We start from the raw sequence: 11,730 nt of genomic DNA, 5'->3' as shown, positions 1-11,730 counted from the left end.
CTTGGGGGTCTGGTTGGTCAGTCTGGACCGGTTCCCTGACCGAACTGGACAACGGTGTTCCACAAGCCGTGCAAAATCGCGCGTTTTCCACAGCGACCGCGCCACATGCCCCACACGCCAAGGGCAGCGCACTTCCGCAGCTGTGGCAGAAATTCGACCCGGCCGGACTGGCCGCCCCACATCCCTGGCAATTGACGTTCGGACTTACCAATCTGGTCGCCCCTGTTTGCAAAAAGAACCCGTCAATGGTGAAACAAAAGACATAGTTCACAACCTTTCGTAGCATATTATCGACCATGCGTCGTCAACCAATTCCGAAAGGCGTTTTAGGCATCTCAACGGAGTGTTCCGGGTAGATTGCCCTGACACCCAACTGGTCAACTTAGACCTGGTCAGACCCGGCTTCTGGCCGCAGGAAACCCTGAATTCGATCGACGTTTTCAACCAGCACAAATGGGGTGTCGCTGCCTGGCGTCGGTTGGAAAAGATGGCCTTTTTCTTTCAGGAACGTCGAAAAAACCGGGCCGCTCAAATGATAAAGGAATGCTTCTTTGTCTTTGTACATCTCTACGAACACAATCGTTCCATCACTGCAAGGCGGGGCAGAGCCTGCGGCACCGGTATGGATCAGGTACCCTAAAGTGTTGGGCTCATTTTCTTCGACATCCTTGGCCAATTGCTTCAGCGCAGCAATGCCTTCTGACTGGAGGTCCGGTTTCAGATACCAAGTTGCGATTGTGCTATACATCTCTACATCCCCTTTCGAGACGCGGCCCGGACGGTCAGTTCGTACCCGGCGGTTGCGCAGACAATTAACAGAGACGGCCGGTATCCAAGATTAACTTTTTGCTTCTGGCCAAGCGCGGTTTTGCTGCAATTATCTTCGTCGACTGAGCACACACTATCGATTCTGCGGAATGTTAAAAATGAACCAGATCACAGTAAACCTGATTGGTGCAGGGGCAGTAGGGCAGACGTTTCTGGCCTTGTTGGCTGACTTAGAGGGTTGTGAGATACAGGATGTTCTGAGCGCGCGTTACACGTCGGCGCAACGTGTCGTTCAACAGGTCGGTGCAGGTCGGGCAGTGCAAGAGCTGTCCGATTTGCGAGAAGCTGATCTGTGGATCATCGCGGTGCCGGACACGCAGATTTCATCTGTTGCATCTACACTTGCAGAATCCGGTTCAGGGGTAAACTCGACCGAACTGCACCCAATTGCCTTTCATTGCAGTGGGTTTTTCCCGGCAGAAGAAATGTCACCGCTGCGCAAGTTGAACTGGAATCTGGCAAGCGTTCACCCGGTCTTGTCCTTCGCGGATCCAGAAAAGGCCAAAAACCAGTTTTGCGGTACGCTCTGTGGATTGGAGGGTGATGCAGACGCGATCACGTTCCTTCGACCGTTATTAGAACGCTTGGGGGCAGAGTGTTTTTCGATCCGTTCCGAAAGGAAAAGCCTTTATCACGCAGCGGCTGTAATCTCGAACAACTTTAGCGTGGTCTTGCAGGCCATCGCACGCGAAGCGTGGTCCGAGGCGGGTGTTACAGATGACATGATTCCTCAACTGAACGCCAAGTTGCTGGAAAGCACCGTCGAAAACGTCAAAGCATTGGGGCCGCAGCAGGCACTGACAGGCCCGGCAGCCAGGGGGGACGAAAAAGTCGTCATCTCTCAGGGCGATGACGTTGCGAACTGGCATCCCGAGGCGGGTGAAGTCTATCGCGTCTTGAGTGATCTGGCGCGGTCCCTCAAAAAGGGCGGTTCGACCAAACCAGGCTAGTGCGCGATTGACCACAGTTCGAGAGGGGCGGGTTTGTTTGGCAATTTATTTATTGTCATCATTGACAATAAAGGCATCAGCATTAATTGTCATCTGTGACAATAAATGAGATACACATGCCCAGACCATCACTTAAAGACAAAAGATCCCATGAGATTCTCGACGCCTACCTGAGCTGCGTCGCACGGTTCGGGCTAGAGGGCGCAACTCAGGCCCGGATTGCTGACGAAGCCGGTGTCAAACGTCCGTTGCTGCGCCATTACCTTGGGAACAAGGACGAGATGATAACGGCCTTGGCCGCGTTTGTGGTTTTGGGCTTTGACTCGTCGCTGGACGGGTTGCGTCACGCTCTGCCGGACTCTGCGACGCCTTCGGATCTGGTGGATGCGTTGTTTGCAGAAGACAGCGGAACCGATCCGAGGCTGATGCTGGCTTATCAGGCATTGGTTACTGCCGTGCCGGATCGCCCTGACTTGCGGCAGGACCTGATGGACAGCCTCACAGATTTCTTCAATGTGGTCGAAGTCATCCTGCGCCGTGCGGCCCCATCTGAATCAGATGCAAACATTCGCGCCGTGACACAGGGCATTTCAGCGATCTTTGTCAGTATGGATGCCTTGTCCCCACTGGAACCACCCGCAATCTGGCGGGCAGAGTTGAAACTGGCGGCTTCGTTGCTGGCTTCCGTTCTGGAGGCCAAACAATGAGCCCGACCAGAACTGCGAATTACATCGCCTTGCCAGTACTGCTGGTCGCCACGGTGTTGGGTATCTACTGGATCTGGGGGCTGTTGTTTGTTTGGTGGATTGTTCCGACGATCATGAACGGACAAGCCTTTCTGGTGTTCGAAATCAACCGCGACGAAGACCCGTTTCTGTTCTGGGCTATCGTTGCGCTCTGGGCACTGCTCGGAGTGACGATGATCGCCGCCAGCCTGTTTCCCCAATACGCCCATCTTCTTGCCTGAGGTATTCTGATGACCAAAATGTATCACCATCTGCCGGTCGAGGCTTACACATCGCAAGACTGGTTCGACCGGGAACAGAGCCTGATCTTTTCACGCACCTGGCGCTTTGCCGGGCTAATCGAGGACATTCCGGGGCCAGGTCACTTTCTGTCGGTGCAGGCGGGGCTGAACAACCTGTTCATCGTTATGGGGCGCGACCATCGTCTGCGGGCATTTCACAATATCTGCCGTCACCGTGGCACACAGTTGATCCGTGCGGTTGGTAAAACTCAGAAGGCGCTGACTTGCCCGTATCACGACTGGACCTATGATCTGGAAGGCAACCAGATGTCGGTCCCCGATGAGACGTCCGAATTTCCCAGTGGTGTCGACAAGTCTTGCCTCGGACTCAAGCCGGCCAGCGTGGATGTCTGGCGCGGCATGTTGTTTGTGCATCCCGATCCAAATGCACCGACGCTGGCCGAATGGTTCGGAGAGGTCGACCCGCTGCTTGGCCCCCACAAGCCCGAGGAGCTGGTCGAATACACCGACGCGCGGAATTCCTATGAGATCAAGGCAAACTGGAAGATTGTCGTTGAAAACTACATTGACGTCTATCATCTGAGCCACCTGCATTCGAACACGCTGCATATGTATGACCACACCAAGGCCGAGTATGGCTGGAAAGGGCCGCACTATCATTTTTGGGAACCCCCGGCTGCCGAATATGCAAAGAACTTGGAAGCCAACTTGCCGACGCCGCGTGTGATCCCTGAGCCTCATGTGGGGGCGTGGGTTCCGATGCTATTCCCCGGAATTGGCATTGGCGCAGGGGAGGACAGTTGGAACATATTTGTCATCACGCCGCTTGCCCCAGATCTGACCCGGGTGGAAAACCGCACCAAGCTGGCCAATGTATCGGACTGGGCGTTCCAGAAACAGCAGTGGAAAAGCTGGAATTTCTGGAAGAACTTCGGCGGGCCTAAATACCAAGGTGAGGATGCTGCCGGAGATGACGATCCGATGGCCTCCGGCGATTTCACGACCGAGGATATCTTTGCCTGCGAGCAACAGCAGAAGTCCCTGAAAAGCCCTTATTTTGAAATCGGGCCCGCCGGGGTGGGCGAAAGCCCGGTGACGCAGCACCAGAAAACAGTGCTTGGATACATGCAAGGCACCGGAGATTGATAATGAAACCAATTCACGCAACTCTGATCGGTATCACACTGGCCTCGGCCCTAGTGCTGACGGCGCAAGCTGCTTCGCCCGAGGATGTCGTCACCCGAGTCTTGCAGGCGCAGGACGAACACAGCCTTTCGGCGACCTGGGACAATTGGCACCCCGATGCAGAACATAAGGTCATCATAAAATACGGACTGGGGCAAAAGGACGATGTGTTCTCATACAAGGTCGCTGATGCCACCGATTTAGATGATCCCGAGATTGCAAAGGCGTTGGAGGGATATCAGGAAACGGGCCGCACTGCGCCCAAGATTTCTTCAACAAACATGGATGGCGCGCCGCATGTGACCGCCGTGACCCGTGTCGAGTATGATTGGCAGGGGTACACAGGCAGCATGCTGCAAACGGACGATTTTGTCTTTGAAACCTATCTTGGCGGACCAGTGATCCGCTCGATGACGACGACCTACGATTATCGGTGACAGAGCCTATGAAACGCGACTTTTACACTCTGGCGGTGGCGGGCATCCGCAAGGAAATTGGCGGTGAAGCCACCAGCGTCACCTTTGGTGTTCCGTCCGAGCTGGCGAATGTGTTTCGATGGGAGGCCGGACAACACCTGACTGTCCGGTTCCGGATTAATGGTGAGGAATACCGGCGCAGCTATACGATCTCGAACCCACCCGGCGCGCCCCTGCGCATCACGGTTAAACGGGTGAACGACGGTTTGGTGTCCAACCACATTGGCGATACGCTCTCGCCCGATGATCAGGTTGAGGTCATGCCGCCGTTCGGGCATTTCATCCTGCAACCCGGGGCCCTTAAACGCCGCACCCATTATTTTTTCGCGGCAGGCAGCGGAATTACTCCTGTCTACGCGATGATCAATGCCGTTCTGGATCACGAGCCGCATTCAACCGCGCATCTGATCTATGCCAACAGAAATGCCAACAGCATTATTTTCGGGGAAGAGATTGAACAATTACAGGCGCAGCACCCGCAGCGGCTGACGGTGCGACACATCCTGTCGCGACCTTCTATGCTAAACTGGTTCTCGCCCTGGCGCACCGGGCGGCTGGATGCGACTGCCATTCAGGCCGCCATATCCGAGACACCCCCTGTGGCGCAGGACACTCAGTTCTGGATATGCGGGCCCGGCCGCATGAATGCGGATGTTCGGGCCGCGTTGCAAAATCTGGATGTCCCCGACGATCGAATTCATAGCGAGAGCTTTGGAGGCAATACTGACAGCGACCTGAGTGTGCGGGGTGTTGCCGCAACTGTCCGGATTGAGCTGAACGGTGAAATCACCAAAGTTTCCGTTGCTGCCGGTCAAACAATACTGGAAGCAGCCCGATCAGCCGGATTGAATCCGCCATTCAGCTGTCAGTCTGGCGTTTGTGGCGCATGTGTCGCCCACCTGACGGAGGGGGGCGTCCATATGCGGAACTGCGTAGCACTTGACAACGACGACGTTTCAAAGGGGTTCATCCTGTGTTGTCAAAGCGTGGCAACGCAAGAAAAGTTGGCTTTGAGTTTTGAGGGCTGAATATGGTTTATACATTGCGCAAAAAGGGCTCGGCTAAATGTTCAATTGCTTTCTGGTGGTTTGTAAACGGGCCTCAAGGATCGGTGCTTTTTGCGCTCTTGCGACTAAAATACCATTATCAATTGCTTTTGCGGCTCCGTCCAAGTCTTTCAAAGCGGCCTTGATTTCACCTTCAATCCTATAAAGTTCGGCCTCAGCCCAGTGCTCTCCGGTCTCAACCTGTTCGCGAAAAGCGAGGCTGATGACATCCTGCGCTGCGCGCGGATCGCCGGTGCGCAGAATGGTTTTTGCCTGTTCGGACAGATATAGCGTAAACCATAGCCTGCACCCCTTATTCCGGTAATGTTCCAGGGCTGCGTCCAGTGCAGCCACGGCACCGGGTTCGTCGGACATGCAGGCGAAAATTGCGTCGTGTATCATGACAAAATCCTGCCAAAGGGTCATTTCGTGATCTTGTGCGACGGCGCGCATTTCGTCATTCAGACTGCGTGCACGATTAATATCTCCAGCCCAAATCGACAGGGTAGCGACGTGTAACATGGCATAGCAAAGAGTATTCGCATGCCCGAGCTCGCGTGCCCGCTCAATCGCTTTTTCTGCGACATTCCACGCTTCGTCCTCGTCACCGGTCAACCATTGCGCCAGCAACATATAACACCAGATCTGCACCCCCGGGTCCTGTGCGAATTTTGTAGAGAAGTCTGTCAGCTCTGCGGTCTGGTACAGCTCATACGCTGTTCTAAGGTCGGTCAGGGCGTCAGACGGCCGACCCATTGCAATCAATGTTGCAGCCCGCATGCGATGCGAGATTAAAAGGGGAATGGGTCCGGGTGCATCGGCCATATCCTGCAATAGCCGGGTCACGAGTTCATACGCCCGGTGCATGTCATTTCCGATATAGGGCCCGATCCAGGTGCCGTAGTAGATGGCGATCTTCAATTCGGGATCTGAAGTTGCTTCGACACGGTCGAGCGCCTGAGAGAATGTTTCACTTGCTTCGCGCGAAGCATAGCCATCCTTGGCGATGTGCACTTGCGCAAGCTGCACCAGCAATGCCAGCTCGGTTTCCCTCCATTCGGAATTGTCGAGCAGGAGAGTCACCATCTTTAATGCGGTTCTCAGATGATTGGTCGCCTCGACATAGGCGGGACGCGCCTCTGCGTTTTTGGCAGCCTCGCGCCATAACAAAACGGCTTTCTCGGTCAATCCGGCCTGGGTCGCGTGATGTGCCACAAGCTCGGGCGGTACGTTCGGGTCATCCTCGAACAACGTCGTCAGGCGATGGTGAATTTCGGTTCTACGACGCTTGAGCAGGCTGTCATAGGCGACATCCCGAACGAGGGCATGTTTGAAAACGTATGAGACATCCGGTGGCGCGCCGCGCCGAAACACAAGTTCGCTTCGCGCCAGTTGTTCCAATGCATGATCGAGCGTCTGGTCATCGACCCGCGCTATCTTTGCCAGCGCAGGCCGACGGAACTCACGACCGATACAGGCCGCGATCTGGGCGATTTCCTTGACGGGTTGCAGCCTGTCGATGCGGGCCATTAGCGAGTCATGCAAGGTCGCGGGAATGCTCACCCGGCTGAGCGGGCCGGCAAGTTCAAAGCTGGTTTCAGTTTCCACCAAGTCGCGGGATTCGACTATCGTCTTTGTAAGCTCTTCAATGAACAGAGGGATACCGTCCGTTCGGTTGATTATCTCGGTGACAAGTTCATCCGGCAACTGTTTGCCGCCAGTGATTTTTGCCAGAATGTCGGCGGTTTGATTCGATCCCAATCGGTTCAACGCCAGCCTGGAAACGATTGGGTGGCCCCTGAACCCATATGCAAATGAAGGCCGTGCCGTAATAAGCATCATGACCCGCGCATCTGCGATCTGGTTCAGGCAGGCCTCGATCATTGCAAGCGTAGACGCGTCGCTCCAATGGGCGTCTTCGACCACGACAATAACCGGTTTCTCCTCTGACAGGGCACGCACTTCGGCAGACGTTTCCTGCATAATGCGAACTCTGAGCTGTTGGGGGGTCAATCCAGGTATGTCACCTGGTTCGTGTGTTGAAACCTGTAAAAGCTCAGCGATAATTTGTGGGTCAGCGGCGCGTAGCTGGCGGCGTAGTTTCTCAAGTTTTTGATCCGCAGTGTCCGTTTCCAAAAAATCCATCGCGTGTGATAGTTGCCGGATAACCGGGTGAAAGCTTGAGTCCGTGTGGTAGGGTGAACAGTGATAGCTGATCCGGTAGTGATCCTGCTGTCTGATCTCGTCCGTAAAAGCCCGTGTCAGCCTGGACTTTCCTATGCCCGCTTCGCCTGTCAAAACAACGACCTGCCCTTCACCCGACAGGGTGCGCTGCCAGCGTTCCATGATTAACCCCAGTTCGTGACTGCGTCCGATCATAGGTGACATCGGGGCGGAGTCCTGCTCTTCAAACCGGCTTTCAAGACTGCGCTTGGACACAATACGCCACGCGGGAACCGGGTCGCTAAACCCTTTGACGTTCAGCATTCCCATCGTCTCAAACTCAAACGCCTGTAGAACGAGCTGTTTTGTGGTCTCGGATACGATGACCTGGCCGGGATCGGCCGCATTTTGCAGGCGTGCCGCTAGGTTTGGAGTATCGCCTACAACGCTCTCTTCCTGAGCGCTACCTTCCCCGATGAGATCACCGACAACGACCATTCCCGTGGCCGCCCCGGTCCGTGCAGCCAGCGGTCGTCCGTCCGGTGCACGCATTGTCGCCACAGTGCGGGTGATTTCCAACGCCGATCGCGCCGCGCGAATGGCATCGTCCTCATGCGCTTCTGGCCAACCGAAGTAACACAGCACGCCGTCGCCCATATATTTGGCGATGTGCCCTTTGTAGCGTGTGACGATACCGGCGACGGTGTTCTGATATGCTTTGATAAGATCACCCATGTCTTCGGGGTCCAGCTGGGAAGACAGAGCCGTCGAGTCCGCGAGGTCAACAAATAAGGTCGTCAGATGCCGACGTTCAGCCGTGCGTACGCCATCCACCTGGTTTTGGGGGCTATCGTCCTCATGAGTTTGGATCGCGGCGCGCAATCTTTTCCGCGCGCCCAGAGAAAGCCCCATTTCCCGCATGTCCTCATCCGTCAGGTCAAACAGAACATCCAGATCAATTTCGTTTTCGGCCAGGCTTTCTTCGAGCTGGCCAAGGTTCTTTTGTAATAACCATTCACGCAGATTGGGCATGTCTCTTTTGAAACCCCTAATACTGACTACGGTTTATCGTGGGTGCACCCACTGTCACTGTAGGGTTATACTAGTCAACCGAAGTGGAACCCCACGGTACCGAAGGTAAACTCCCAGACATCGCGCTGCACGGGCATCTGTAAAAAACTTAAAAGTTGATCCAAACGTATACTGTGACGTTGAAACCCGGCAAGTCTGAGTGCGTTGCTGCAGTCGATGCGTGCCACAGAAATTGTTTTTGCGTTCTAAGGTTTGCCGCCGGAACCAAAAAGATGATCCAGAACATCCCCGCCCTGGTCGATGCGCTGGCAACAAGGTGGGCGTTTGGAACACAGGATGCAGGTTCGTATGCCACAGTCTTTGGATGCAACGGGTCCCCGCAATTGGATCGAAGTGGCAGGCGCGGACAACCCTGCGCGCGAAAGGCTGGTTTCCAGTGCCATAAAAGGCATGGTCACTGCGGACGTCGAAGAAAGTCCGAACCGACAGGGGATCAGAACACGAACCCGTAAGGCAGATCATTTCAGCGGAAACATTTTTTTAACTTTTAGGATTGGCGGACGGCATTCGCATTTCCCTGCGCCACTACTGTACCGAATGGGAATTGGTGAAATTGCTCGCAGCAGTAATAGAATTAGGGGCCGACCGCACCTCTGCTCAGCCGCCGTCCTGCGGGGGTAGTCTGTCACGCACCAGTGCTGACCAAAACTTCGCACCGATGGGCAGAAGCGCGTCGTTGAAATCGTAATCATTCGAATGCAACGGTTGCCCATGAGAACCGGTTTCGCCGTTCCCCAGCAAAATGAAACAGCCTGGCACTGCAGCACTGAAATGAGCAAAATCCTCGGAAAAACTCATCGGCTGCCGATCCGGGATTGTGTCCAACCCTATCGCCGAGGCTGCTCGGATCACGGCATCGGTCGGGATGGTGGAGTTGATGGTTTCGATGAACTCGGTCTTGAATGTGACCTCTGCCGTCGCACCATGCGCATTTGCGATGCCTGCCGCGATCTGGCGCATATAAACCGCGATACTGTCTCGATCTTCGGGGCTGCGCGCGCGAACGTCGCCCTTTAAAATCGCCTTGCCCGGTAAAACGTTGCGCTGACCATCTGTCGTAAATTCGGTAACCGAAACCACAGCACCCGCACCGGGTGCAAGCTTGCGGGCTACGATGGTTTGCAGGGCCTGCACAACTTCGGCACCAATTGTGATGGCGTCGCGACCGGCCTGAGGCATCGATGCGTGCCCGCCCTGACCGGTGATCGCGATTTCAAACAGGCTCTCGGACGAGCAGATCAGCCCGTCGCGCGTGGATATCTGCCCCACCGGCGCGCCCGGCAGGTTGTGGATGGCGTAAACCTCTTCCATCGGAAAGCGGTCCAGCAAACCCTCGTCCATCATTGCCTGTGCGCCTAGGCCGACCTCTTCGTTGGGTTGAAAGATGAACACAACGGTGCCGCTGAATTTGGGGTCAGCGGACAACGCGCGGGCTGCGCCCAAAAGCATTGTCATGTGCCCATCGTGACCGCAGGCATGCATGACGCCAGCGTTCTGAGACACGTAACCGTGAGTGCTGGCCTCAGAAATAGGCAACGCGTCCATGTCGGCACGCAAGCCGATCGCGCGGTTGCCACGGCCTGCATTGAGGACGCCTACAACCCCGATGCCTTCGTGAACTTCAAGACCATAGCTGCGCAACTCCTCCGCTACTCTGGCTTTGGTCTGCTCCTCCTGAAACCCCAATTCTGGAAATTGATGAAAAGTCTGTCTCAAGCTCTTCAGCTCTTCAAAGTCAATTTCCATCCGTGCCTCCTTTATTCCCTTCCGGCACACCGCTTTTCGATGCTCTGAAGTTCTCTAACCGAGTGATAAGGCAGGGAGTGATGCGGGGCCAAGTGATCTTTGTCATCGACCGGCGACTTTTGCTGCGGGGTTAATTTTCGCCCCGCAGCCATTTTTTGATTTAAGTCACTTAGGCCGCTGCAATCTGGCCGGCTTTTTCAACCAGAACCTCGGCCTGACGGATCGAGGCAAAGTCGATCAACCGCCCGTCCAGAGAGACTGCGCCTTTGCCGGCGGCCTCGGCCTCGGCCATGGCGACAAGAATGCGCTGCGCCTTGGTGACTTCGGCGTCTGATGGCGACATCACCTCATTGGCCAGTGCAATCTGGCTTGGGTGGATGGCCCATTTGCCTTCACACCCCAGAACAGCGGCGCGTTTGGCGGCGGCTTTGTAGCCGTCGGGATCCTGAAAATCGCCAAAAGGTCCGTCGATCGGGCGCAGGCCATTGGCGCGGGCTGCAACCACCATACGCGCCAGCGCATAATGCCACATATCACCCCAATGGGTCAGGCGGCCGCCGTCCGCATCTGCGTCAGTCAAAACCGAATAGTCCGGGTTTACACCGCCGATGATCGTGGTGCGTGCGCGGGTCGAGGCCGCGTAGTCGGCCACACCGAAATGCAGGCTTTCATTGCGCTTCGACGCTGCTGCAATGTCGCTGACATTCTGCATACCCAGCGCCGTTTCGATGATGTGTTCGAACCCGATCCGTTTTTTATAGCCTTTGGCGTCCTCGATTTGTGTCACCAGCATATCGACAGCGTAAACGTCAGCGGCGGTTCCGACTTTGGGTACCATGATCAGGTCCAGCCGTTCGCCAGCCTGTTCGACCACATCCACCACGTCACGATACATGTAGTGGGTGTCCAGCCCGTTGATCCGCACCGACATGGTTTTGTTACCCCAGTCGATATCGTTCAGCGCCTGTATGATATTCTTGCGGGCCTGTTCCTTTTCGTCCGGCGCTACGGCGTCTTCCAGATCGAGGAAGATGACGTCCACATCCGATTTTGCGGCTTTTTCGAACATATCGGGTTGGCTGCCGGGCACGGCCAACTCACTGCGGTTCAGGCGGGCGGGGGCTTGGTCGATGGAATGAAAGCTCATGGGTTTGTGTCCTTCGTCTTACAGGTTCGGATAGATTGGGAATTTGGCGCATAGGTCGGCGACTTCGGCTTTGACCTTGGCTTCGACTGCTCCGTTTCCGTCTTCGCCA

The 11,730-nt window shown here is 55.5% G+C and carries 10 protein-coding genes and 1 pseudogene; 6 read left to right on the top strand and 5 right to left on the bottom strand.

Annotated elements, in window-relative coordinates; all coding sequences use genetic code 11:
* Window positions 1-70: 70 nt before the first annotated feature.
* Window positions 71-286: pseudogene (locus ACR0IY_RS08285) on the bottom strand (double zinc ribbon domain-containing protein); the annotation flags it as partial.
* A gap of 96 nt (window positions 287-382) precedes the next feature.
* Window positions 383-748, bottom strand: a complete 366-nt coding sequence (locus ACR0IY_RS08280) for a putative quinol monooxygenase (protein WP_480672127.1) — start codon at window positions 746-748, stop codon at window positions 383-385.
* A gap of 178 nt (window positions 749-926) precedes the next feature.
* On the opposite strand from ACR0IY_RS08280, the gene ACR0IY_RS08275 reads away from it, so the two are divergent.
* The 6 genes from ACR0IY_RS08275 (at window position 927) to ACR0IY_RS08250 (ending at window position 5,455) form a co-directional block, all read left to right on the top strand.
* The gene (locus tag ACR0IY_RS08275; RefSeq protein ID WP_480672125.1) at window positions 927-1,778 is read left to right on the top strand and encodes a Rossmann-like and DUF2520 domain-containing protein; all 852 of its coding nucleotides are present in this window, start codon (window positions 927-929) and stop codon (window positions 1,776-1,778) included.
* Between the two features lie 116 nt (window positions 1,779-1,894).
* A complete protein-coding gene (locus ACR0IY_RS08270) occupies window positions 1,895-2,485 on the top strand; it encodes a TetR/AcrR family transcriptional regulator (RefSeq protein WP_480672123.1) in 591 nt (196 codons plus the stop codon).
* Window positions 2,482-2,745, top strand: coding sequence for a hypothetical protein (locus ACR0IY_RS08265; RefSeq protein ID WP_480672121.1), 264 nt, complete (start codon window positions 2,482-2,484; stop codon window positions 2,743-2,745). Before ACR0IY_RS08270 ends, ACR0IY_RS08265 begins: the two co-directional genes overlap by 4 nt.
* A gap of 9 nt (window positions 2,746-2,754) precedes the next feature.
* Window positions 2,755-3,912, top strand: a complete 1,158-nt coding sequence (locus ACR0IY_RS08260; protein WP_480672119.1) for an aromatic ring-hydroxylating oxygenase subunit alpha — start codon at window positions 2,755-2,757, stop codon at window positions 3,910-3,912.
* A 2-nt stretch (window positions 3,913-3,914) separates the two neighbouring features.
* Window positions 3,915-4,388 carry a hypothetical protein gene (locus ACR0IY_RS08255; protein ID WP_480672117.1) on the top strand — a complete coding sequence of 158 codons (474 nt, stop codon included), beginning with the start codon at window positions 3,915-3,917 and terminating at the stop codon, window positions 4,386-4,388.
* A gap of 8 nt (window positions 4,389-4,396) precedes the next feature.
* Window positions 4,397-5,455, top strand: a complete 1,059-nt coding sequence (locus ACR0IY_RS08250; protein WP_480672115.1) for a 2Fe-2S iron-sulfur cluster-binding protein — start codon at window positions 4,397-4,399, stop codon at window positions 5,453-5,455.
* A 33-nt stretch (window positions 5,456-5,488) separates the two neighbouring features.
* On the opposite strand, the gene ACR0IY_RS08245 is transcribed toward ACR0IY_RS08250, so the two are convergent.
* From ACR0IY_RS08245 to ACR0IY_RS08235, 3 genes are all read right to left on the bottom strand, one after another.
* Window positions 5,489-8,668, bottom strand: coding sequence for an AAA family ATPase (locus tag ACR0IY_RS08245; RefSeq protein ID WP_480672113.1), 3,180 nt, complete (start codon window positions 8,666-8,668; stop codon window positions 5,489-5,491).
* 657 nt (window positions 8,669-9,325) lie between these two features.
* The gene (locus tag ACR0IY_RS08240; protein ID WP_480672112.1) at window positions 9,326-10,474 is read right to left on the bottom strand and encodes an amidohydrolase; all 1,149 of its coding nucleotides are present in this window, start codon (window positions 10,472-10,474) and stop codon (window positions 9,326-9,328) included.
* Window positions 10,475-10,643: 169 nt separating this feature from the next.
* Window positions 10,644-11,621, bottom strand: a complete 978-nt coding sequence (locus ACR0IY_RS08235; protein WP_480672110.1) for an HpcH/HpaI aldolase/citrate lyase family protein — start codon at window positions 11,619-11,621, stop codon at window positions 10,644-10,646.
* Window positions 11,622-11,730 lie beyond the last annotated feature (109 nt).

This window comes from Ruegeria sp. BC1 (assembly GCF_056539305.1).
The sequence above is the reverse complement of the archived record's forward strand: the minus strand, read 5'-3'. Positions and strand labels throughout refer to the sequence as shown.

Coding starts and splice junctions, on each gene's coding strand:
- ACR0IY_RS08280 (WP_480672127.1), bottom strand. CDS start 748: ATGTATAGCACAATCGCAACTTGGTATCTGAAACCGGACCTCCAGTCA.
- ACR0IY_RS08275 (WP_480672125.1), top strand. CDS start 927: ATGAACCAGATCACAGTAAACCTGATTGGTGCAGGGGCAGTAGGGCAG.
- ACR0IY_RS08270 (WP_480672123.1), top strand. CDS start 1,895: ATGCCCAGACCATCACTTAAAGACAAAAGATCCCATGAGATTCTCGAC.
- ACR0IY_RS08265 (WP_480672121.1), top strand. CDS start 2,482: ATGAGCCCGACCAGAACTGCGAATTACATCGCCTTGCCAGTACTGCTG.
- ACR0IY_RS08260 (WP_480672119.1), top strand. CDS start 2,755: ATGACCAAAATGTATCACCATCTGCCGGTCGAGGCTTACACATCGCAA.
- ACR0IY_RS08255 (WP_480672117.1), top strand. CDS start 3,915: ATGAAACCAATTCACGCAACTCTGATCGGTATCACACTGGCCTCGGCC.
- ACR0IY_RS08250 (WP_480672115.1), top strand. CDS start 4,397: ATGAAACGCGACTTTTACACTCTGGCGGTGGCGGGCATCCGCAAGGAA.
- ACR0IY_RS08245 (WP_480672113.1), bottom strand. CDS start 8,668: ATGCCCAATCTGCGTGAATGGTTATTACAAAAGAACCTTGGCCAGCTC.
- ACR0IY_RS08240 (WP_480672112.1), bottom strand. CDS start 10,474: ATGGAAATTGACTTTGAAGAGCTGAAGAGCTTGAGACAGACTTTTCAT.
- ACR0IY_RS08235 (WP_480672110.1), bottom strand. CDS start 11,621: ATGAGCTTTCATTCCATCGACCAAGCCCCCGCCCGCCTGAACCGCAGT.